General features: G+C 73.8%; 19 protein-coding genes. 12 read left to right on the top strand and 7 right to left on the bottom strand.

Translation table 11 applies throughout. From position 1 onward, the window contains the following. Nucleotides 1-4 precede the first annotated feature (4 nt). Nucleotides 5-1,120, top strand: a complete 1,116-nt coding sequence (ald, locus tag AB2L28_RS05230; protein ID WP_370717666.1) for an alanine dehydrogenase — start codon at nucleotides 5-7, stop codon at nucleotides 1,118-1,120. A 32-nt stretch (nucleotides 1,121-1,152) separates the two neighbouring features. Here the strand turns inward: ald and AB2L28_RS05225 are convergent, their stop codons facing one another. Further along, complete coding sequence (locus tag AB2L28_RS05225; protein ID WP_370717665.1) at nucleotides 1,153-2,304, bottom strand: glutamate--cysteine ligase; 1,152 nt, start codon at nucleotides 2,302-2,304, stop codon at nucleotides 1,153-1,155. 65 nt (nucleotides 2,305-2,369) lie between these two features. On the opposite strand from AB2L28_RS05225, the gene AB2L28_RS05220 reads away from it, so the two are divergent. After that, nucleotides 2,370-3,818, top strand: coding sequence for a dihydrolipoyl dehydrogenase family protein (locus AB2L28_RS05220; protein ID WP_370717664.1), 1,449 nt, complete (start codon nucleotides 2,370-2,372; stop codon nucleotides 3,816-3,818). Nucleotides 3,819-3,909: 91 nt separating this feature from the next. Here the strand turns inward: AB2L28_RS05220 and AB2L28_RS05215 are convergent, their stop codons facing one another. The 3 genes from AB2L28_RS05215 to AB2L28_RS05205 all read right to left on the bottom strand — a co-directional run bounded on the left by AB2L28_RS05215 (nucleotide 3,910) and on the right by AB2L28_RS05205 (nucleotide 7,803). Next, nucleotides 3,910-5,595 (bottom strand): MFS transporter, encoded by a 1,686-nt coding sequence (locus AB2L28_RS05215; protein WP_370717663.1) that lies wholly within the window; start codon nucleotides 5,593-5,595, stop codon nucleotides 3,910-3,912. 134 nt (nucleotides 5,596-5,729) lie between these two features. Beyond that, a complete protein-coding gene (locus tag AB2L28_RS05210) occupies nucleotides 5,730-6,602 on the bottom strand; it encodes an aminotransferase class IV (protein ID WP_370717662.1) in 873 nt (290 codons plus the stop codon). Between the two features lie 487 nt (nucleotides 6,603-7,089). Beyond that, nucleotides 7,090-7,803, bottom strand: a complete 714-nt coding sequence (locus AB2L28_RS05205; protein ID WP_370717661.1) for an SDR family NAD(P)-dependent oxidoreductase — start codon at nucleotides 7,801-7,803, stop codon at nucleotides 7,090-7,092. Nucleotides 7,804-7,902: 99 nt separating this feature from the next. Between AB2L28_RS05205 and AB2L28_RS05200 the strand changes: the two genes are divergently transcribed. Continuing rightward, nucleotides 7,903-8,778, top strand: a complete 876-nt coding sequence (locus tag AB2L28_RS05200; RefSeq protein ID WP_370717660.1) for a LysR family transcriptional regulator — start codon at nucleotides 7,903-7,905, stop codon at nucleotides 8,776-8,778. A gap of 452 nt (nucleotides 8,779-9,230) precedes the next feature. On the opposite strand, the gene AB2L28_RS05195 is transcribed toward AB2L28_RS05200, so the two are convergent. Continuing rightward, a complete protein-coding gene (locus AB2L28_RS05195) occupies nucleotides 9,231-9,875 on the bottom strand; it encodes an MBL fold metallo-hydrolase (RefSeq protein WP_370717659.1) in 645 nt (214 codons plus the stop codon). Between the two features lie 155 nt (nucleotides 9,876-10,030). Here AB2L28_RS05195 and AB2L28_RS05190 point away from each other — a divergent pair, with 155 nt between their 5' ends. The 3 genes from AB2L28_RS05190 to AB2L28_RS05180 are packed head-to-tail and all read left to right on the top strand — an operon-like array spanning nucleotide 10,031 to nucleotide 12,967. After that, nucleotides 10,031-11,539, top strand: a complete 1,509-nt coding sequence (locus AB2L28_RS05190) for an NCS1 family nucleobase:cation symporter-1 (protein ID WP_370717658.1) — start codon at nucleotides 10,031-10,033, stop codon at nucleotides 11,537-11,539. Further along, nucleotides 11,536-12,255: an aspartate/glutamate racemase family protein gene (locus tag AB2L28_RS05185; protein WP_370717657.1), complete on the top strand. Its 720-nt coding sequence runs from the start codon at nucleotides 11,536-11,538 to the stop codon at nucleotides 12,253-12,255. The genes AB2L28_RS05190 and AB2L28_RS05185 overlap by 4 nt, the downstream gene beginning before the upstream one ends. A gap of 22 nt (nucleotides 12,256-12,277) precedes the next feature. Then, on the top strand, nucleotides 12,278-12,967 hold the full coding sequence (locus AB2L28_RS05180; protein WP_370717656.1) for a GntR family transcriptional regulator: 690 nt from the start codon (nucleotides 12,278-12,280) through the stop codon (nucleotides 12,965-12,967). Here AB2L28_RS05180 and add read toward each other — a convergent pair. Then, complete coding sequence (gene add, locus AB2L28_RS05175; protein ID WP_370717655.1) at nucleotides 12,927-13,901, bottom strand: adenosine deaminase; 975 nt, start codon at nucleotides 13,899-13,901, stop codon at nucleotides 12,927-12,929. The two genes, AB2L28_RS05180 and add, sit on opposite strands and share 41 nt — an antisense overlap. A gap of 30 nt (nucleotides 13,902-13,931) precedes the next feature. Between add and AB2L28_RS05170 the strand changes: the two genes are divergently transcribed. Continuing rightward, complete coding sequence (locus AB2L28_RS05170) at nucleotides 13,932-14,519, top strand: TetR family transcriptional regulator (protein ID WP_370717654.1); 588 nt, start codon at nucleotides 13,932-13,934, stop codon at nucleotides 14,517-14,519. On the opposite strand, the gene AB2L28_RS05165 is transcribed toward AB2L28_RS05170, so the two are convergent. Beyond that, entirely contained in the window at nucleotides 14,492-15,895 is a 1,404-nt protein-coding gene (locus AB2L28_RS05165; RefSeq protein ID WP_370717860.1) for an NtaA/DmoA family FMN-dependent monooxygenase, read from the bottom strand. The genes AB2L28_RS05170 and AB2L28_RS05165 overlap by 28 nt on opposite strands. A 265-nt stretch (nucleotides 15,896-16,160) precedes the next feature. On the opposite strand from AB2L28_RS05165, the gene AB2L28_RS05160 reads away from it, so the two are divergent. From AB2L28_RS05160 to AB2L28_RS05140, 5 genes are all read left to right on the top strand, one after another. Further along, nucleotides 16,161-17,294: an ABC transporter substrate-binding protein gene (locus tag AB2L28_RS05160; protein ID WP_370717653.1), complete on the top strand. Its 1,134-nt coding sequence runs from the start codon at nucleotides 16,161-16,163 to the stop codon at nucleotides 17,292-17,294. 110 nt (nucleotides 17,295-17,404) lie between these two features. Then, nucleotides 17,405-18,235 (top strand): ABC transporter ATP-binding protein, encoded by an 831-nt coding sequence (locus AB2L28_RS05155; RefSeq protein WP_370717859.1) that lies wholly within the window; start codon nucleotides 17,405-17,407, stop codon nucleotides 18,233-18,235. Further along, nucleotides 18,235-19,089: an ABC transporter permease gene (locus tag AB2L28_RS05150; RefSeq protein WP_370717652.1), complete on the top strand. Its 855-nt coding sequence runs from the start codon at nucleotides 18,235-18,237 to the stop codon at nucleotides 19,087-19,089. Before AB2L28_RS05155 ends, AB2L28_RS05150 begins: the two co-directional genes overlap by 1 nt. After that, nucleotides 19,089-19,979 carry an ABC transporter permease gene (locus AB2L28_RS05145; RefSeq protein ID WP_370717651.1) on the top strand — a complete coding sequence of 297 codons (891 nt, stop codon included), beginning with the start codon at nucleotides 19,089-19,091 and terminating at the stop codon, nucleotides 19,977-19,979. Before AB2L28_RS05150 ends, AB2L28_RS05145 begins: the two co-directional genes overlap by 1 nt. Further along, nucleotides 19,972-21,120 (top strand): XdhC family protein, encoded by a 1,149-nt coding sequence (locus AB2L28_RS05140; protein WP_370717650.1) that lies wholly within the window; start codon nucleotides 19,972-19,974, stop codon nucleotides 21,118-21,120. The genes AB2L28_RS05145 and AB2L28_RS05140 overlap by 8 nt, the downstream gene beginning before the upstream one ends. Nucleotides 21,121-21,122 lie beyond the last annotated feature (2 nt).

Here is a 21,122-nt window from a genome sequence, read left to right as displayed (position 1 = left end):
CACCATGCGCATCGGCGTCCCCACCGAGGTGAAGAACCGCGAGTACCGCGTCGCCCTGACCCCGGCCGGCGTGCACGAGCTCGTCGGGCACGGGCACGAGGTCCTCGTCCAGGCGGGCGCCGGCACCGGGAGCGCGCTGCCCGACGCCGAGTACGAGGCCGCCGGCGCCAAGGTCGTCGACGACGTCGAGGAGGTGTGGGGTGCCGCCGACCTGCTGCTCAAGGTGAAGGAACCGATCGCCTCCGAGCACCACCGCCTGCGCCGGGACCAGGTCCTGTTCACGTACCTGCACCTCGCCGCCTCCCGCGAGTGCACCGACGCCCTCCTGGCCTCCGGCACGACGGCCATCGCGTACGAGACCGTCCAGCTGCCCGACCGTTCGCTGCCGCTGCTGGCCCCCATGAGCGAGGTCGCCGGTCGCCTGGCCCCGCAGGTCGGCGCCTACTCCCTGATGCGCGCCGCCGGTGGTCGCGGGGTCCTCATGGGGGGCGTCCCCGGCGTCCGCGGCGCCGACGTCGTCGTCGTCGGGGCCGGTGTCTCGGGGCAGAACGCCGCCCAGATCGCGCTCGGCATGGGCGCCGAGGTGACCGTCCTGGACCTGTCGATCCCCAAGCTGCGGGAGGTCGACGCCCGGTTCGGCGGTGCGGTGCGCACCATCGTCTCGAACTCCTACGAGCTCCAGCGCGCCGTCCGCAGCGCCGACCTCGTCATCGGTGCCGTCCTCGTCCCGGGCGCTCGCGCGCCCAAGCTCGTCGGCAACGAGCTCGTCGCGCAGATGCGGCCGGGGTCGGTCCTCGTCGACATCGCCATCGACCAGGGCGGCTGCTTCGAGGACTCCCGGCCCACCACGCACGACGACCCGACGTTCACCGTCCACGGGTCGGTGTTCTACTGCGTCGCGAACATGCCCGGTGCCGTCCCGCACACCTCGACGTACGCCTTGACGAACGCGACCCTGCCCTACGTCGTGAAGCTGGCGAACTCCGGCTGGCGGGCCGCGCTCGCCGCCGACGCCGCCCTCGCCCACGGGCTGTCGACCCACGCGGGCGACCTCGTCAGCCCCGAGGTCGCCACGGCGCACGGGTTGGCGAGCACCACGGTGCAGGACGCCCTGGCCTGATCACCGGTCCCCGCCGGCTCGACCCGGCCGGGTCAGACCTCGCGCAGTTCCGCGACGAGGGAGTCGACCACGTCGCAGAGGGGTTTGTCCGCACCCCGGGCGCAGGCGGCCTCGTACGTCGCGCGCTGGCGCTGGTAGCTCGCGCCCCGCCGGGGGATCTCCGCCACGAGGGCCAGCTCGTCGGCGCAGTCCAGGCGGCGGGCGACGGGTTCGAGGCGGTTCAGCCAGTCGTCGAGGTCGTCGGTGACGAGGCGTTCGCGGCCGGCGGCGTCGACGATGACCTCGGCGTCCAGGCCGTAGCGCGCGGCGCGCCACTTGTTCTCCTGGACGTGCCACGGCGGCATGGTCGGCAGCTGCTCCCCGGCTTCGAGCCGGTCGTCGAGGTGCACCACGAGGGCGTGGACGAAGGCGACCAGACCGCGCAGCTCCCGCAGCGTCGGGGTCCCGTCGCACACCCGGACCTCGATCGTGCCGAGGTGGGGGGAGGGGCGGATGTCCCAGCGCACGTCGGACAGGCCGTCGATGACGCCCGTGACGAGCATGTCGTCGACGTACTGCTCGAACTCCCCCCAGGCCCCGAACTGGAACGGCAGACCGGCCGTCGGCAGCTGCTGGAACACCTGCGCCCGGTTGCTGGCGTAGCCGGTGTCGAAACCCGTCCAATAGGGCGAACTCGCCGAGAGCGCCTGCAGGTGCGGGTAGTGGTTCAGCAGGGTGTTGAGGATCGGCAGCACCTTGTGGACCGAGTTCACGCCGACGTGGACGTGCACGCCCCAGATGAGCATCTGCCGTCCCCACCACTGCGTGCGTTCCAGCAGCTCGGCGTACCGCTCGTCCGGGGTGACGAGCTGCTCGTCCCAGCGCGCGAAGGGGTGGGTGCCCGAGCACATCAGGTCCAGGCCCAGCGGGTCGGTGACGCGGCGGACGGCGCCGAGGGTCTGCCGCAGGTCGTCGGTGACCTCGGCGACGGTGTCGCAGACCCCGGTCACGACCTCGAGGGTGTTCCGGAGCAGTTCCTTGGTCACCCGCGGCCCGGTCGCGGACTCCTCCCGCTCCACCGCCTCCAGGACCTCCGCGGCGCGGGACGCGACGTCGCGCGAGCGGCGGTCCACCAGCACCATCTCCCACTCCACGCCCAGCGTCGGGCGGGGAGAGGCGTTGAACTCCACCGTGCGTCGACCCACGCGTCGATCACACCACACCCCCGCCCCCCTCGCCCCACCGCGTTCCTGGCCGTAGCGTCCGGGGCGTGGCAGACGAACAGGACGGGACGCAGCAGGGCGTGCAGGCGCGGGAGGTCGACGTCGTCGTCCTCGGGGCGGGGCCGGTGGGCGAGAACGTCGCCGACCGCGCGGGCCGCGCGGGGCTGGACGTGGTGGTCGTCGAGAAGGAGCTCGTCGGGGGCGAGTGCTCGTACTGGGCGTGCATGCCCAGCAAGGCGCTGCTGCGGTCCGGGCACGCCCTGGCCGCCGCCCGGCGGTTGCCCGGTGCGGCCCAGGCCGTCACCGGCGGCCTGGACGCGGCGCGGGTGCTCGAACGCCGCACGTCGTTCACCAGCGGCTGGGACGACTCCTCGCAGGCGCAGTGGCTGGACTCGGCGGGGCTGACGCTGCTGCGCGGGGAGGGCCGGCTGACCGGGCCGCGCCGCGTCGAGGTCACCGGGACCGACGGGGCGAGGACCGTCCTCACCGCGCGGCAGGCCGTCGTCCTCGCGACCGGGTCGGTGCCCGTGCTGCCGGACGTGACGGGGCTGGCCGACGCCTCGCCGTGGACGTCGCGGGAGGCCACGAGCGCGCGCGAGGTGCCCGGCCGGCTCGTCGTCCTCGGCGGGGGCGTCGTCGGGGTGGAGCTCGCGCAGGCGTGGGCCCGCCTCGGCTCGACCGTCACGCTGCTCGCGCGCAGCGGGCTGCTGGGTGGTCAGGAGGACTTCGCGGGCGAGCTCGTCGCCGAGGCCCTGCGCGCCGACGGCGTCGACGTGCGGCTCGGGGTCTCGCCCACCCGCCTCACCCGCGACGGGTCGGTGCGCGTGGAGCTGTCCGACTCCTCGGTCCTCGAGGCCGACGAGTTCCTCGTCGCGACCGGCCGGCGGCCCGCGACCTCCGGCATCGGGCTGGAGACCGTCGGGCTCGAGGACGGCGGGTCCCTGCAGGTCGACGACACCGGTCTCGTCGCGGGCGTCGAGGGGTCCTGGCTGTACGCCACCGGTGACGTCTCCGGGCGCGCCAAGCTCACCCACCAGGGCAAGTACGCCGCCCGCGTCACCGGCGACGTCATCGCGGCCCGCGCCGCCGGCCCCGTCCAGACGCCGGCCTGGTCGAAGTACACGGCGACGGCCGACCACCACGCCGTCCCGCAGGTGGTGTTCAGCGACCCCGAGGTCGCCCAGGTCGGGCTGACCGCCGCGCAGGCGCGCGAGGCCGGGATGGACGTGGCGGTCGTCGACTACGACCTCGGGAACGTCGCCGGCGCCTCCCTCGTGGCCGACGGCTACACCGGCAGGGCGCGGATGGTCGTCGACGAGCAGCGCCGGGTGGTCGTCGGCGTGACGTTCGTCGGCCAGGACGTCGCCGAGCTCCTGCACGCCGCGACGGTGGCGGTCGTCGGCGAGGTCCCGCTGGAGCGGTTGTGGCACGCCGTCCCGAGCTACCCGACGGTCAGCGAGGTGTGGCTGCGGTTGCTGGAGACCTACGGGCTGTAGCCACCGGTCCCCCCGGGGGCAGGGTCCGCCGGCCAGGGCTGCCAGCCGGCCGGCGGACCCGCCCCCGCCGGCCGTGGTGACGGGACGTCCGTCACCGGGCGGGCTGGAGCGGCTCGGCGGGTTCGGTGCGGGTGCTGACGGCGAGGACGGCGATCACCGCGGCGACGAGGGTCGCGACCCCGCACACGACGTAGCCGAACGAGTAGGCCTGGTCGAGGGCCGCGAAGGCCACGTCCTTGAGCGGGTTGAACGGGACGGTGTTCCCGTCGACCACGATCGAGCCCGGGACGGCGTTCGCGCCCAGCGGCCCGGACTCGACGGCGCCGACGGCTTCCTCGAGGGCGGCGCGCTGCTCGCCCGAGGCGCCGGCGGGCGCGGCGGCGAAGGTGTCCAGGGCCCGGCGCAGCGAGTCGTCCGAGGCGAGCCGGGTGGCGATGGTGTCCGCGGCGCGGGACAGGGCGATGGACCCGATGACCGCCGGGCCGAGGGTGAACCCGAAGTCGCGCAGCAGGCTGGCGGTGCCACCGGCCATCCCGGCCAGGTGCGGCGGGGCGGCGTCGACGGCGGCGGCGGAGACGGCGTTGAGGGCGAGGGCGAACCCGAGGCCCACGACCGCCACCGGTACGGCGATGAGCGCGACGGACATCGTCGACGCCGGGACCGCGGCCGCCCAGAAGCAGCCGACGGCCATGAGCCCGAACCCGGTCACCATGGTCCAGCGCGCCCCCCAGCGTTCCATGAGCTGGGAGACCGGACGGGCGAGGACGAGGGTCGAACCGTTGAGCAGCACGAAGACGACGGACGTCGTCAGGGGTGAGAAGCCCTGGATGGCCGAGAGCCGGATGCTCGAGGTGTAGGCGCAGCCCAGGTACCCGAACATGCCGACGACGGTCGCCACCGCGGTCAGCGAGAAGCTCCGCCCGGCGAACAGGTCGAGCCGCACCAGCGGCGACGGCGACCGGCGCTCGATGCGGACGAAGGCCGCGAACGCGGCGACGGACACGACGTAGGGGCCGACCACGAGGGGGCTGCCCCAGCCGATCGAGGAACCCTGGATGGTCCCGAACAGCAGGCAGAACAGGGCGACGGAGATCGCGGCCTGCCCCGGCCAGTCCATCGACCGCCCCTCGGGCGAGCTCGACTCCTCCGCGAGCAGCGCGGTCAGGACGAGGCTCACGACGGCGAGGACGGCCGCGGCCAGGAACGCCCACCGCCAGCTGCCGGTCGCCGAACCCCGGAAGGTGAACTGCGCGAGGAACCCGCCGACGACGGGGGAGACGAAACTGCCCGTCGCCAGGGCCGCGGCCCACACCCCGATCGCACGGCTGCGTTCCCGGGCGGTGTGGGTGCCGGCGGCCACCATGGCCAGCGACGTCGGCATGATCGCCGCGGCGCCGAGACCGCAGAGCACCTGGCCGGTGAGCAGCCAGCCCACGCGCAGGCCCTGGTCGCCGGTGGTCGGGGTGAGCATGCCGACGACCTCGCCGACGGCGAGCACCGCGGCGCCGGCCAGCAGCAGCCGGCGGCGGCCGTGCAGGTCGCCCAGCACGCCGAAGGCGAGCGTGAACAGCGCGACGGGCACGAAGTACGCGTCGGAGATCCAGGTCAGCTGGGACGCGCTCGTGCCGAGGTCCTGCTGGAACAGGCCGTTGAGCACGGCGGGCATCGCCAGCGCCACCTGGGCGACGAAGATGCCGCCGGCGGCGGCGACGAGGGTGCGGGGGGTGAGGCGGTAGGTGCCGGTGCTGCTGTCGGAGGGGACCGCGGTGTCTGCCATGGGGACCTTCCACGTCGAAGGGTGCCGGACGACGGTGAAGGTAACAGTAAACCTGACAGTGCGGAACACTGATGTTCGGCGGGAGGCAAGGATCGGCGCCGGAGCCCTGCGCCGGAGCCCCCCGCCCGCCGGCGTCAGTCGTGGACGGTGAGCAGGTGGTGCAGCAGCTCGGCCTGCAGGGCGGCGTCGGTCGGTCGCGGCACACCGTCGAGGCTGCGGACGGGAGCGGACTGCCGGCCGCTGGACAGCAGCCACACCGCGTCGGCGACGCGGAGGTCGTCCACGCGCAGGCGCGCGACCTCCGTCCCGTCGCCCCGGTCCGCGGCCCAGGCGAACGCCCGCCCGACCGTGGTGCCGTCGAGGATCCCGAGCTCGGGGGGCGGGGTGACCCACCGGTCGGCGAACCGGGCGAGGACGGTCGAGTTCGGGCCCTCCAGGACGTCACCGCCGGCGGAGACGAACACCACGTCGTCCGCGCCGTGCGCCCGGGCGTACCGCAGCGAGGCGGTGTTCAGGGCGTACGACAACGTCTTGGCCCCCTGCAGCAGCCACGGCGCCCGCGTCACGACGTCGCTGGGGTAGGCGCGTTCCAGCACCAGCACGTCGATCCCGGCCGTCCGCTGGGAGCCGTAGTCGTGGGCCGGGAACACGTGCACCCACCCGGTCGGTGCGTCCCCGCCCTCCACGCCGCGGGTCAGGACGAGCTTGGCCAGCAGTTCCGGGGCCGGCGGGTGCGCCGCGGCGGCGTCCGCGACGGCCCGCGCCCAGACGGCGGTGTCCGGTGCCGGCAGGTCCAGCAGCGCGGCGGAGCGGGCGAACCGGTCCAGGTGGTGCCGCAGGCTCTGCGGGTTCCCGTCGACGACGGCCACCGACTCGAAGATCCCGTCCCCGCGCGTCACCCCGAGGTCGTCGACCCGCACGTGCGGGGCCGACGGGTCGACCTGGGCGAACGTCGTGGCGCCGCCGGGGCGGATCTCGGCGAGGAACAGGGCGGGGCTGGTCAGCACCGGGACATCCTGCCGCCCGGGAGCCCCTCGACCAGGGGTGGGTACCGCGGACCGGCGCGGTGAACGCCCGCAGGGCGGGGGAGGGGTCGGACCGGCGCCGCACCACGCCGACCCGGCCGGCCGGGGTGGGGCGGACGATCCGCAGCGCGCGCACGCCCTCGACGAGCGCCGTGGCGGAGGGCGGGACCACCGCCACCCCGTGCCCCTCGCGGGCCAGCGCCGCGAGCAGGAGGGGCGGGTTCGCCTCCACCTCCGCCCGGGCCCGCCGCACCGCAGCCGGGTCAGCAGGGTCTGCGCGTCCGCCTCGACCACCCGGACCTCGAACAGCGGGGACGAGGCCGTCACCTGGTTCTCGGTGCGGACCCGGCTGCCGGGCATCGAGCCGTTCCCGGTCGTGGACCGGATGCACGTCGGCCCGGCCGGCACCGCCCGCGTCGGCGTCGTCCTCGACCCCCGGGAACTGCTCACCGCGCTCGGCGCCCGACCCTCACCAGGGCAGGGCGCCGGACTCGTCGAAGAACCCGCCGCGGGGGCCGTCGTGGCCGACGGTCGCCAGGCGCACGACCACCGCCGCGGCCTGTGCGGGGGTGCGGGCCCCGGAGAACCCGGTGAACTCGGTGGCCGTGTACCCGGGGCACACCGCGTTGACGAGGACCGGGGTCCTGGCCAGCTCGCGGGCGTACTGCAGCGTCAGGGCGTTGAGGGCGGTCTTCGAGGGCCCGTAGGCCCCGTCCACCGGCCCCGAGCCCGGCAGCTCGTCGTGCTGCAGGGTCAGTGAACCCATGCTCGAGGTGACGTTGACGACGCGGGGGGCCGCGGACCGCAGCAGCAGGGGGAGGAACGCGTTCGTCGCCCGCAGCACGCCGATGACGTTGGTCTCGAAGACCGTCCGCACCCGTTCCACGGACGTCGCGCTCGGCCGTTCCAACGCTCCCGCGGAGGTCCCGGCGTTGTTCACCAGGACGTCCAGCCCACCCGTCCAGCCCGCCGCTGCAGCAGTGACGCTCGCGTCGTCCGACACGTCGAGCGGGACGAGGAACGCGTCGATCCCCTCGCCCCGCAGCTGGTCGACGGCCTCGGCGCCGAGGCCGGGGTCGCGCGAACCCACCCCCACCCGGAAACCTGCCCGGCCGAGCGCCGCAGCCGTCTCGCGACCGATGCCCTTGTTCGCGCCCGTCACGAGCGCCGTCCCACGTGTCATGCGGTGATCGTCACCGGGCCGCGGTCCGGGCGTCCAACACCGATCGGGTGCCCGGGCGCACCCGCCGGGTATGGACGGTGCGGACGTACGCTGCGCGACGTGGAGGAACGGGAGATGCGTTACTTCGTCGCCGTGGCCGAGGAGGGCAACATCGGTCGTGCGGCGCAGCGCCTCGGGATCGCCCAACCGCCGTTGTCCCGCGCGCTGCAGCTCATGGAACGCCGCCTCGGGGCCGACCTGCTGGTGCGGACCCCGCGGGGGGTCGAGCTCACGACGCCCGGGGAGGTGTTCCTGCGCGAGTCGCGCGCGGCCCTCGACGCGGTCGACGCCGCGGAACGCCGCACCCGCCGTGCCGTCGAACGCCCGGGTGCGGTCGTCCTGGCGGTCAAGGCCGGGGTGGCGACGGAGCTGCTCGGCAGGCTGCTCGACGCGCACGCGGCCACGGCGGGGGCGTCCCCGGTCGACCTGCTGCTGACGGAGTTCGGCGATTCCGAACCGGCGTTGCGGGACGGGCGGGCCGACGTCGCCCTGCTGCACCTGCCGCTCGACGGGGCGGCCGGCCTGGACCACGTCGTCGTCGGTTCCGAGGATCTCGTGGCCTTGCTGCCGGCCCGGCACCCGCTCACCGCGCGGGAGGCGGTGACCCTGGCGGAGGTCGCCGCCCTGCCGGACCTGCCCCCGCCCCGCTGGCGGAGCCCGGACGGCACCGTCCCGCACGGGCCGGGACCCCTCGTGCGGGACCAGGTCCAACTGGCGCAGCTCGTCGCCCTGGGGCGGACGGCCGCCATCGTCCCGCGGTCCTGCGCGCGGTCCGCCCCGACGCTCGTCGACGGTGTCGGCCGCGGTGTCGGCGTCGTCACCGTGATGGACGCCGCTCCGCTCACGGTCGTCCTCGCCTGGCCCGGTCACGGGACGGCTGCGGGCGTCCGCCGGCTGGTGGACACGGCCGTCACCGTGTCGGGCGTCGACGCCTAGCCCCGATCTCTCGCGGGTCGGCGAACCACCGGTCGCGATCGTGTCCGTCGCTGCGGAGGGGGTCTGGTGCCCAGGGCGGCGAGGGCGCAGGTCGTGGCAGGAAGCAGGTGGCGGGTCCGCCTCATCGGCGAGAAGTGCCGTGGAACACGCTGTGAAGGTCTGGGAGCGCGTTCGTGGTGCCCTGACGGAGGGCCCCGTCGTGGCCGACGACCTGGTCACGTGGCGCCCGGGTGACCGTGCTGGATCCGTGCCTCGCGGCTCGTCCCGCTGCGGGTCCGGGAGCGTCCAGGAGTCGGCATCGACCGCGTCGTGGTCACCGGCCGCACCCGGGGCCGGGTGCCGGCCGAACGCTCCGGCTGTCCGGGGGTCACCCGACGGCGGTGGCTGCGGGACCGGACCGCGACCGGCGGGTGGCCACGGCTGCGCCACGTGCTGCCCGACGTGCTGCAGCACTAGAACTCCAGCGGGGTCGTCCCCTCGCTCTCGCGCACGTCGAGCCCGCCGAGGGCCCGCACCTGGTTGCCGTAGACCGCCCGGCCGGGGGCGGCCAGCAGCCCGTCGTGGATGACGAGACCCGCCGAGGCCCCGACGGCGCGGACGAAGTCGACCGTCTCCTTCAGAGCCGCCCACGGTGCGCTGAGCGGCACGGCCAGGACGTCGACGCCCGCGGGCACGGCCTCGTAGGAGTCGCCCGGGTGGAACAGCGTCGGCTCGCCCTCGGTCGCGAGGAGGACGCCGACGTTGCCGATGCGCGGGACGTCGGCGTGGATGACGGCGTGCCGTCCGCCGGCACCGGTGATGCGCACTCCCGCCACCTCGACCGACTCGCCCGCGTGCAGGGGGGCCACCTCGATGCCGGACTCCGTGAGGGAGGTGGCGGTGGCCGGTTCGGCGCGCAGCACGGCCCCGTCGTTGGCCTCCAGCAGCGCCGGCAGCCGTTCGACGTCGACGTGGTCGGGGTGGGAGTGGGTGACGACGACGGCGTCGAGACCCTCGAGCTCCTCGAAGCCGTGGCTGAACGTGCCCGGGTCGAGCAGCACCCGGGCGGCGCCGGTCTCCACGAGCAGGCACGAGTGGCCGTAGTGCGTGATCCGCATGGTCGCCGAACCTACTCGCGCCGGGTCGGGCGCGACACCCGGGGCCACGTCAGATATATCGCCGGGGAAACAACCGTGAAACCTGAGGTGCCTAGCGTGGTCGGCGCACCGGCCCTCGCCGGTGTCCCCGGCAGGCACGAGGAGCAGGAGCCGCCATGACCGAAGTCGCCCGCACCGGGACGGACCTCAGCGCCGTCTCGCACGCCGCGGGGGAGGGGCTCATCAAGGACGGGTACCACACCCGTCTGACGAACTCCGACCTCGCGCCGCTGAAGAACCAGAACTGGAAGCCCTACAACTTCTTCGCGTTCTGGATGTCCGACGTGCACAGCCTCGGCGGCTACGTCACCGCGGGCAGCCTGTTCGCCCTGGGCCTGGCCGCCTGGCAGGTGCTGGTCGCGCTCCTGGTCGGCATCGTCATCGTCTTCGTCCTGTGCAACCTCGTCGCCCGGCCCAGCCAGGAGACGGGGGTCCCCTACCCGGTCGTGTCCCGGGTGGCCTTCGGGGTCGTGGGGGCCAACGTCCCCGCTGTCATCCGCGGGCTCATCGCCGTCGCCTGGTACGGCATCCAGACGTTCCTCGCCTCGAACGCGCTCGTCCTGCTCGCCCTGAAGATCGAACCCGGCTGGGCGACGTACGCCCAGGTGACCGAGCACGGGTTCCTCGGCCTGTCCGCGCTGGGCTGGGCCGCCTTCGGGACGATGTGGGTCCTGCAGGCCCTGGTGTTCTGGCGCGGGATGGACGCCATCCGCAAGTTCATCGACTTCTGCGGTCCCGCCGTCTACGTCGTGATGTTCGCCCTCGCCGCCTACCTGGTCAACGAGGCCGGCGGGTTCTCCAGCGTCTCGCTGAACCTGGGGTCGGTCGACCACACGGGGCTGGGCGCCCTCGGCGTGATGGTCTCGGCCGTCGCGCTCGTCGTGTCGTACTTCTCCGGGCCGATGCTGAACTACGGCGACTTCGCCCGCTACGGCCGCTCGATGGCCGCGGTCCGCAAGGGGAACTTCCTCGGCCTGCCGGTGAACTTCCTCGTCTTCGCGGTCCTGTGCGTCGTCACGGCCTCGGCCACCGTCCCGGTCTACGGCGAACTCATCACCGACCCGGTGGAGACGGTCTACCGCCTCGACAGCATCACCGTCGCCGTCCTGGGCTGCCTCACCTTCACGGTGGCCACCATCGGCATCAACATCGTCGCGAACTTCGTCTCCCCCGCCTTCGACTTCTCGCACGTCGCGCCGCAGCGGATCAGCTGGCGCACCGGCGGGATGATCGCGGCCGTCGGGTCGGTGCTCATCACGCCGTGGAACCTCTACAACTCCCCGGAGACGATCCACTACACGCTCGACACCCTGGGCGCCTTCATCGGCCCCCTCTACGGCGTGCTCATCGCCGACCACTACATCGTGAAGAAGCAGCAGGTCCGGGTGGACGACCTGTTCACGATGGACCCGTCCGGGGCCTACCACTACGTCAAGGGCTGGAACCCGGTCGCGGTCGGGGTGACGGCGGTCGCGGCGCTCGTCGCGATCTGCGTGGTGTTCTTCACCAACGCCACCGCCGCGAGCTTCAGCTGGTTCATCGGGGCCGGACTGGCGTTCGGGTTGTACATCGCCCTGAAGAACTCCATCCCCACGCAGGCTCCGACGGCCTCCCGGGTCCGATGACGACCCTGCTCGTCGTCAACGTCAACACCACCCGGTCCGTCACCGACGTCATCGCGGCCGCGGCGCGCGCCGCGGTGTCGCCGGGGACGACGGTGGTCCCGCTGACGCCCCGGTTCGGGCCGGCGTCGGTGGAGTCGAACTACGAGAGCCACCTGTCGGCGGTCGGGGTGCTGGACGCCGTCCAGACGTACGACGGGCCGTTCGACGCGGTCGTGCACGCGGGGTTCGGGGAGGTGGGTCGCGACGCGCTGCAGGACGTCCTGACCGTCCCCGTCGTCGACATCACCGAGGCCGCCGCGCACACGGCCTGCCTCCTGGGGCGCACGTTCGGCGTCGTCACGAGCCTGGACCGGGCGGTACCGGCCATCCACGACCGGCTGCTGCTCGCCGGACTGGCCGGGCGGTGCAGCGGTGTGCGCAGCGTGGACCTGCCCGTGCTCGAGCTCGAGACCGATCCGGGACTGACGGCCAAGGCCTTCACCGAGGAGGCCGCGCGCCTCGTCGAGGAGGGGGCCGAGGTCGTCGTCCTGGGGTGCGCGGGGATGTCCGGGCTGCACGCGGCCCTGAGCGCCGAGCTCGAGGTGCCCGTGGTCGACGGGGTCGCGGCGGCCGCCCGGCTGGCCGAGTCCCTCGTGGCGCTCGGCCTGTCGACCTCGAAGGCCCGCAGCTACGCCGCCCCGCGGCCCAAGGAGCTGCGGGGCTGGCCCTTCGGTTGACGGGCCCTGGCACCATCACGGGGTGACACGACCGGTGTTGGACGCCATCCGACGGGACATCGTCTCCGGACTCGTGGCCCCCGGTGCCGTCCTGGAGCTGGACGTCCTCGCCGCGGCCCACGACGTCAGCCGCATCCCCGTCCGGGAGGCGCTCATGACGCTCGTGGGCGAGGGGCTCGTCGACCACCTGCCCCGCCGCGGCTACACCGTGGCGCGCCTGGCACCGGGCGAGCTCGCCGAGCTCGTCGAGGTGCGCGGCAGCCTCGAGCTGGCCGCCCTGCGGGTCGCGGTGAGCGCCGGGGGGCCGGACGACGTGGCCGCGGCGCGGGCCGCGCACGACGCCCTGGGCGCGGCGGCCGCGGCCGGCGACGACCGCGGGTACCACCGGCAGAGTCGCGCCTTCCACGACGCGCTCACCCGCCCCTCGGCCATGCCGCGCCTGCTCGGGGTGTTCGCGCGCGTCTGGGACCTCACCGAGCCCTACCGGCCCATGGAGGACCTCGACGCGGACGAGGCGGACCGGTTGCACGACGACCACGAGCGGATGCTCGCCGCCTTCGCGGCGCGGGACGCCGACGGCCTCCTCGCCGCCGCTCGCGAGCACCACGGGCACCTCGCGGCCAGGGTGCGGGGGCGGGCCGAACCGGCGGCCCCGGACGTGGGCGCGGGTTTCAGGACAGCCAGGCGTCGACCGCGGCCAGCTGCGCGCTGACGAACTCCGCGGGCGCGGCGGCCCCTGCCAGCGAGGCGCGCGCGACGGCGGCGAGCTGCTCGTCGCTCAGGCCCAGCGCCGTCCGGGCGGTCTCGTACTCCTCGAGCAGGCCGGGCCCGAACAACAGCGGGTCGTCCCCGTTGAGGGAGCACCGGACCCCCGCCTCCAGCAACGCCGGCAACGGGTGCGCCCCCATCTCGGGGACGACCCACAGCGCGACGTTCGAGGACGGGCAGACGTCCAGGACGGTGCCCTCGTCCGCCAGCCGCCGCACGAGCTCGCGGTCCTCCACGGCGCGGACGCCGTGCTGGATCCGCCGCGCCCCCAGCAGGTCCAGCGCCTCGCGGACGCTGTCGGGGCCGCGCAGCTCCCCGGCGTGCGGGGCGGCCACGAGTCCGGCCTCCCGGGCGAGGGCGAAGGCGCGCGCGAAGGGCGCGGGGCCGAACAGCGCCTCGTCGGCGGCGAGCCCGAAGGAGACGACCCCGCGGCCGGCGAAACCCGCCGCGAGCTGCGCCAGCGATTCGGCGTCGGCCGGCGGCAGGTTCCGGATCGCGACGAGCATGAGCCCGAACCCGATGCCCAGCCGGTCGGCCTCCTCGCGGCCGGTGCGGACCATGAACTCCGTCACCTCCTCGGGGGTGCCGAACTGCGGGACGTAGAACATCGGGTTGGCTTGGGCCTCGATCCACACCGCACCCGACGCCGCGGCGTCCTGGACCACCTCGCGGATCACGCGGGCGAGCTGGTCGCGGGTGCGCACGAAGGCGACGGCTCCGTCGTACGCCTGCACGAACTCGGGGAACGTCGTGTAGCCGCGGACGGGGGGTGCGGGCTCGCCGGCCTCGCGGGCGAACTCCGCCAGCGTCCCCGGTCGCATCGCCCCTTCGAGGTGCAGGTGCAGGTGGGCCTTGGGCAGGGTCGCGAGGTCGCGCACGGCGTTCTCTCCTGTGGCTAGTCTGGGGTGGTGAGCGAACGGGAACGGTTGCTGCACCTGGTGGCCGCGCACCTGCTCGCCCACGGGGTGACGTCCTCGACCCTGCGCGGGCTGGCCCGCGCGGCCGGGTCGAACAACCGGATGCTGTTGTACTACTTCGGCAGCCGCGAGCAGCTCGTGGGGGAGGCCCTGCAGGCCGTCGCCCGCGACCACTTCCCGGGGTTCGAGAACGCGTGGTCCGGCCTGGAGCACGGCACCGGGGCGCTGCGGACGGACCTGCAGGCCGTCTGGGACGAGATCGCCGCCCCGCGCAACCTGCCGTTCCTGCGGTTGTTCTTCGAGGTGTTCGGGCAGGTCACGCGCCAGCCCGGGTACTCCGAGCTGATGGGGGACATCGCCGAGTGGCACCGGCCGGCGGCCGCGCGGTTGCGCCGGGAGGGCCTGCCGCACGCGGCCGCCGAGGGGCTGGCCACGGAACTGGTGGCTCTGTGGCGCGGGCTGCAGATGACCCTCATCCTCACCCAGGACCTGCGCACCGTGGAACGGGTGCAACGCCAGGCGCTGGACGCGTTCTGCGCCCGCGCCCTCGATCACGCGGAGGTGGGCACCCGGACGTGAGCGCTGCCCGGGTGGTCGGCGGCCAGGCGCGGCGAGGCGGCGCCGAGGCGTTCGCGCAGCGACCCGGTGCCCCGGGCGCGGTCGGGTTCGGCCGGCAACCGCCCACGCCGCCGCAGCTCGGGCACGACGAGGTCGCAGAACAGGGCGTGGTCTCCGGGGGAGAAGATCGCCTCCAGGAGGAACCCGTCGACGCCGGTGACGTCCATGACCTCCTCGAGCTGGTCGGCCACCTCCACCGGGTCCCCCACGATCGTGAAACCCCGGGTCCCGCGGCCCCGCAGCTCCGCCAGCACCTCCCGCACCAGCGGCCAGCTGCCGTCCGCCCGGCGGAACCGGTCGATGTTGCTCTGACCCATCTGCCCGACCCTGCCGTCCCCGCCGCCCTCCAGCACCTGCGAGAGGGGCCGGTCGGGGTCCAGGGCCGTGAGGTCGATCCCGGTGTTCCCGGCGTAGATGACGGCGGCGACCTCGTCGGTCTGCATCGCCTCGAACTCGGCGCGACGGGCCAGCGCCTCCTCGTGCGTCGCGCCCACCGTCACGGTCGCCCCCACGAGGACCTTCACGGACTCCGGGTCCCGGCCGTGCGCGGCGGCGCGGGCGCGGATGTCGGCGACGTTGGCCGCGGCGTGCGGCAGGGTCGTGCCCTGCAGGAAAACGCACTCGGCCTGCCCGGCGGCGAACTCCCGCCCGGCCGTGGAGGTCCCGGCCTGGAACAGCACCGGCGTGCGCTGCGGGGACGGCGGCACCGTGAAGAACCCCGACGAGCGGAAGTGCCTGCCCACGTGCTCGACCCGGTGCAGCCGGTCGCGGTCGGCGAAGACGCCGGACTCCTTGTCCTCCACGAGGGCGCCGTCCTCCCAGCAGCCCTCCCACAGCTGCAGGCAGAGGTCGACGTACTCGCGGGCGATCTCGTAGCGGGTGTCGTGGGCCGTCATCCGCTCGTGGCCGAACAACGCGGCGACGGTGTCCTGCGAGGCGCCGGTGACGACGTTCCAGCCGACGCGCCCACCGGTGAGGTGGTCGAGCGTCGCGAAGCGGCGGGCCGTGGCGACGGGGTGGTCCACCCCGGTGGAACTCGTCACGACGAACCCCAGCCGGGAGGTGTGGTGGGCGAGGGTGGGGATGAGGAACATCGGGTCCAGGCCGGAGAAGTTCAGCCCGCCCCGGGCGGCCACCTCGGGCAGGTCGCCACCGATGGTCGGGTAGCCGTAACCGTCGGCGAAGAACAGGAAGTCGAAGCCCGCCGCCTCCAGCAGCCGGGCCACGTCGATCCAGTGCTGCTGCTCACGGTGCCGTTCGGAACCGCTGTAGGGGTGCGACCACGAGAGGGTCCCGCCGACCTGCGGCGCGGCCACCTCGAAGACCCCCAGGTGCATCGTGCGCACGGTGGAACTCCCTCCGTTGAACCGAGTGGTTCACATGAGACCACGGCCGCGCGCGGTTCCGTGACCTCCCGCCGGCCACGTCACACGAACGTCACACGCGGCCGGTCTCGTAACACGGGGTTCACACGGATGTGACGAGAGCGCCGCGCACGGGTGCTTCAGTACCTGGGCAGGCCGCCTCCGACGGCGGCCCCCGCACCCGTCGCCCGTCCGTCCGCAGCACGTGACGTCGGGCTCTCACTCCCCGGAGCCGCGCATGAACCTCCCTCCTCGCCCGCGTCCCGCCGGTCTGGCCGCCGCCCTGCAGCGCCGCGCGTTCCTGCGGGGCACCGGTCTCGGCCTCCTGGGCGCGGCCGGCCTCGGTTCGCTCGCGGCCTGCGGTGACGGCGACACCGGGTCCTCGACCGGTTCGGCCTCCGGTGGTTCCGACGGCCTCGGCGAGCTGACGATCCAGCTGTCGTGGATCAAGAACATCGAGTTCGCGGGCGAGTACTTCGCCGACAGCAAGGGCTACTACACCGACGCCGGGTTCTCGAACGTCAACCTCCTCGCCGGCGGCAGCGCCGGGACGGCCGCCGAGGCCATGGTCCTCTCGCGCAAGGCCCACGTCGGGCTGTCGTCCCCGACCCTGACCGGCCCCGCGATCGTCAACGAGCAGGCACCGCTGAAGATCATCGGGACGACTTTCCAGAAGAACCCGTTCTGCCTCGTCTCGATGGAGCAGGGCAAGCCCGTCCGCACCACCGCCGACCTGGCCGGCAAGAAGATCGGGATCCAGACCGGCGGGAACGAGACGATCTTCGACGGGTTCTGCCAGGCCAACGGGATCGACAAGTCCTCCTTCGAGATCGTCCCCGTGCAGTACGACCCGTCCGTCGTCGTCTCGCGCGAGGTCGACGCCTTCATGGCCTACCTCACCAACGAGCCGATCCTGCTGGCCGCCCGGCAGATCGACGGGCAGCCCATCGTCCCCGTCACCCTCGGGTTCGCCGACAACGGCCTGCCCGTCGTGGCCGAGACCTTCACCGTCCTGCAGTCGACCATCGACGACCAGCGCGACTACCTCAAGGCCTTCCTGGTGGCCGAGATCCGCGGCTGGACCGACGCCGTCGCCAGCCCGCAGGAATCGGCCGAGCTCGCCGTGAACACCTACGGCAAGGACCAGAACCTCGACCTGGAGGAGCAGACCAAGGAGGCGGAGGCGCAGAACACGCTCATCGTCTCCGACGACACGAGGGCCAACGGCCTGTTCACCATGACCGACGAGCTGGTCGAGCAGAACGTCGAGGCCCTCTCGCAGATGGGGACCACCATCGAGGCCGACGACCTGTTCGACCTGTCGCTCCTGCAGGAGGTCTACGAGGAGAACCCGGACCTGATCACCGGCTGAACCTCCACCTCGTCCCGATCCCGGAAGGCTGACCCGTGTCCCAGGAACCCCCGACCGACCTGGCCGCCCCGCCGCTGCCGTCGGTGTCCACGTCCCGGGTCGCCGGCCCGCTGGCCGCGACCACCGATCCCGGGCGCCACCCGGAGGCGGCCACCGGCTTCAACCTGCAGGGGTTGACCAAGCGGTTCGACCTGGGCCGCAAGAGCGTGCTCGCCCTGGAGAAGACGGACCTGGGCACCCGCAAGGACGCGTTCCTGTCCCTGCTGGGCCCGTCCGGGTGCGGCAAGTCGACGATCCTGCGGATCCTCGCCGGGCTGGAGGCGCCCACGGGTGGTCAGGCCCTCGTCAACGGCCAGACCACCCGTGAGCTGCAGCGCGGGCACGAGCTGGGGGTCGCCTTCCAGGACTCCGCGCTGCTGCCGTGGCGGACGGTCGCGCAGAACATCCGGCTACCCCTGGAGGTCGCCGGGGTGCGACCGGAACCGGGCCTGGTCGACGACCTCATCGGCCTCGTGGGTCTGAGGGGTTTCGAGAAGGCCAAACCGGCGCAGCTGTCCGGCGGGATGCGCCAGCGCGTGTCCATCGCGCGGTGCCTGGTCGTCCAGCCGAGCGTCATGCTGCTCGACGAACCGTTCGGGGCCCTGGACGACATGACCCGCCAGCGGCTGAACGTCGAACTGCTGCGCATCTGGACGGAGAAGCCCGCCACGACGCTCATGGTGACCCACGGCATCGGTGAGGCGATCTTCCTGTCCGACGTCGTCGCCGTCATGAGCCCGCGTCCGGGCCGGGTCGTCGAGGTCGTCGAGATCGACCTGCCCCGGCCCCGGACGCCGGAGATGATGCGCACGCCGGAGTTCCACGCCTACCACGACCGGCTCTCGGAGATCCTCTTCGGCGGCGGGCGGGTGGGGGCGCAGGGTCCCGGGGAGGAGGACTGATGGCCGGCACGTCCGCTCCCGAACGGACCGCCGGGCAGGCCGGCGCCGCCGCACCCGCCCGTGCCCGCGCGCGGTCCCTGGGCGACCTGCCCCCGTGGGCCGGGGGCGTCATCGGGGCGGTGGTCGTCCTGGCGGTGTGGAGCGTCGTCGGCCTCTTCTTCTCCAGCGGCGGCATCGTCCCCACTCCGTGGGCGGTGGTGCAGCAGCTGCACGAGAACGGGTTCGCCACCTACTGGGACAACATCTCGATCACCACCGCCTCGGCCGCGCAGGGCTGGGTGTGGGGCAACCTCGTGGCGATCGGCATCGCCGTCGTCGTCCTGCTCGTCCCGCCGCTGGAGGGGGCCGCGAACCAGGTCGCCGTCATCTCCTACTGCATCCCGCTCACGGCGATCGGGCCCATCGTCCTCATCGTGTCCCCGCCCGGTTCGCGCATCACGTCAGTGTTCCTCGCGGCCATGAGCGTCGTGTTCACCTCCGTCGTCGGGTGCCTGCTCGGTCTGCGGGCCGCGGACCCGTCGGCTCTGGACGTCGTGCGCGCCTACGGCGGCACGAAGTGGACGGCGCTGGTCAAGGTGCGTCTCACCGCCGCCCTGCCGAACGTCTTCGCGGCCCTCAAGCTCGCCGCTCCGGCGTCCTTCCTCGGCGCCGTGCTGGGGGAGTACTTCGGGGGCGTCGACTCCGGCCTCGGCATCATGATCGTCGCCGCCCAGACGAACCTGCAGTACGCCCAGATCTGGGGCCTGGCCCTGCTCAGCGGCGCCGTCGCCGGCGCCGGGTACCTGCTCATCGGCCTCGTCGCGCGGGTCCTGACCCCGTGGTCGGCGACCGGTGCGCGGGGAGGAGACCTCTGATGGCCACCACCACCTCGACCGCCTCGACCTCCACCCGCCCTGCCCCCGAGGTGCACGAGAACCGCAGCCGGGCGTCGCTGGCGGCCGCAGTCGGACGGCGCGTCGGCGCCTCGGTCCTGACCCTGCTCGTCTCGACCGTCGTGCTCGTCCTGGCCTGGTACGCCCTGCTGCGGCTGTTCGACGTCGACGCGTTCGTCGGCAAACGACCCCTGGACGTCTACGAGTACCTCGTGAGCGTCCCGAAGGCCGCCGAGAACCGGGCCGCGATCCTCGACGCCCTGCTCATCACCCTCACCGACTCCGTGACGGGTTTCGTCACGGGGGTCGTCGCCGCCGTCGCGGTGGCCGCGGTCTTCACGGTCGTCCGGCCGCTGGAGTTCGTGTTCATGCCGCTGGCGATGCTGCTGCGTTCCGTGCCGCTCGTCGCGATGGCCCCGCTCATCGGGATCCTCTTCGGCCGGGGCCTGGGCGGTCAGGCCGCGATCGGGGGGATCGTCGTGTTCTTCCCCGTGCTCGTCAACGCCGCCACCGGGTTGCGCTCGGCCTCCCCGCAGGCGATCGACGTCGTCCGGGTCAACGGCGGCACCCGGTGGACGGCGCTGCGCAAGGTGGCGATCCCCAGCGCGCTGCCGAACCTCTTCGCGGCCCTGCGCATCTCCGTCCCCGGGGCCGTCATCGGGGCGATGCTCTACGAGTGGCTGTTCTCCGGCACCGGGATGGGTGCGGAGATCTTCCGCGCCAACAGCCAGGTGCAGTACAACCTCGTCTGGTCGATCGTGGTCGTCGTCACGTTCACGTCGATCCTGCTCTACACGCTGGTGAGCATCGTCGAGACGATCGTGCTCGCGACGTGGGGCCCGGCGGCCGGATCGGCGCGCGGGCGTGGCTGAGGGTCTGGCCGTCCTGCGCGCGGTGCACGACCGGCTGCGGCGGGGGCGGCGGGTGGCCGTCGCGACGGTCGTGCGCACCGACGGGTCGGCCCCGCGGGCGGCGGGGGCGTGCCTGGCGCTCGTGCAGGCGCCGGACGGCACACCGGGCGAGGTGCTCGGCAGCGTCTCCGGGGGGTGCGTGGAGTCCGCCGTCCACGAGCTCGCCTGCGAGGTGCTGGCCGACGGCCGCCCCCGGCAGGCCCGGTACGGCACGGCGCAGGACGACCCCTTCGCCCCCGGCCTGACGTGCGGCGGGACGATCGAGGTGCGCGTCGCGCTCGCCGACGAGGACGTCCTGCGGACGGTGCTCGCGGCGGTGGACGAGCAGCGCCCGGTCGCCGTCGCGACCGCGCTGACCCCCGGGAGCACCCGCCGGGTCGTGGTCGAGGAACTGCGCCACGACGGCTCCCTGGGGTCGGGACGGCTGGACGCCGCGGTCGTCGACGCGGTCCGCGGCCGGCTGGCCGCCGGGTCCTCGGGTGTCCTCCGCCTCGGTGCGGACGGCGACCGGCGCGCCGACGACCTCGAGGTGCTCGTGGAGGTGTTCGCCCCCGCGCCGCGCTGGATCGTGTTCGGCGCGGTCGACGTCGCCGCGGCCCTGAGCCGCGTCGCGGCGTTCCTCGGGTTCCACGTCACCGTCTGCGACGCGCGGCCGGCGTTCACCACCGCGGCCCGGTTCCCGGACGCCCACGAGGTCGTCGTCGACTGGCCGCACCGCTACCTGCAGCGGACCACGGTCGACGCCTCGACGGTGCTCACCGTCCTGACCCACGACCCGAAGTTCGACGTCCCCCTGCTGCAGGTCGCCCTGCCCGGTCCGGCCGGGGTCGTGGGGGCGATGGGCTCGCGCCGCACCCACGCCGACCGGCTGGAGCGGCTGCGGGAGGCGGGGCTCACCGCGGCCGACCTGGCGCGGCTCCGCTCACCCGTCGGCCTGGACCTCGGGGCCCGCACCCCGGAGGAGACCGCCGTGTCCATCGCCGCGGAGGTCGTCGCCGTCCGCGGCGGGGGGACGGGGCGGCCGTTGCGCGACACCCGCGGGCGCATCCACCACGAGCAGTTCGACGCGGTGGTCGCGGCGGCTGCGGAGGTCTGCGCGTGAGC

Source organism: Kineococcus mangrovi (assembly GCF_041320705.1).
In the GTDB taxonomy this organism is placed as follows: Bacteria; Actinomycetota; Actinomycetes; order Actinomycetales; family Kineococcaceae; genus Kineococcus; species Kineococcus mangrovi.
The sequence above is the reverse complement of the archived record's forward strand: the minus strand, read 5'-3'. Positions and strand labels throughout refer to the sequence as shown.

Excerpts from the sequence above, each read along its gene's own strand:
- ald (WP_370717666.1), top strand. The coding sequence starts at position 5 with ATGCGCATCGGCGTCCCCACCGAGGTGAAGAACCGCGAGTACCGCGTC.
- AB2L28_RS05215 (WP_370717663.1), bottom strand. The coding sequence starts at position 5,595 with ATGGCAGACACCGCGGTCCCCTCCGACAGCAGCACCGGCACCTACCGC.
- AB2L28_RS05205 (WP_370717661.1), bottom strand. The coding sequence starts at position 7,803 with ATGACACGTGGGACGGCGCTCGTGACGGGCGCGAACAAGGGCATCGGT.
- AB2L28_RS05195 (WP_370717659.1), bottom strand. The coding sequence starts at position 9,875 with ATGCGGATCACGCACTACGGCCACTCGTGCCTGCTCGTGGAGACCGGC.
- AB2L28_RS05190 (WP_370717658.1), top strand. The coding sequence starts at position 10,031 with ATGACCGAAGTCGCCCGCACCGGGACGGACCTCAGCGCCGTCTCGCAC.
- AB2L28_RS05185 (WP_370717657.1), top strand. The coding sequence starts at position 11,536 with ATGACGACCCTGCTCGTCGTCAACGTCAACACCACCCGGTCCGTCACC.
- AB2L28_RS05165 (WP_370717860.1), bottom strand. The coding sequence starts at position 15,895 with ATGCACCTGGGGGTCTTCGAGGTGGCCGCGCCGCAGGTCGGCGGGACC.
- AB2L28_RS05160 (WP_370717653.1), top strand. The coding sequence starts at position 16,161 with ATGAACCTCCCTCCTCGCCCGCGTCCCGCCGGTCTGGCCGCCGCCCTG.
- AB2L28_RS05150 (WP_370717652.1), top strand. The coding sequence starts at position 18,235 with ATGGCCGGCACGTCCGCTCCCGAACGGACCGCCGGGCAGGCCGGCGCC.
- AB2L28_RS05145 (WP_370717651.1), top strand. The coding sequence starts at position 19,089 with ATGGCCACCACCACCTCGACCGCCTCGACCTCCACCCGCCCTGCCCCC.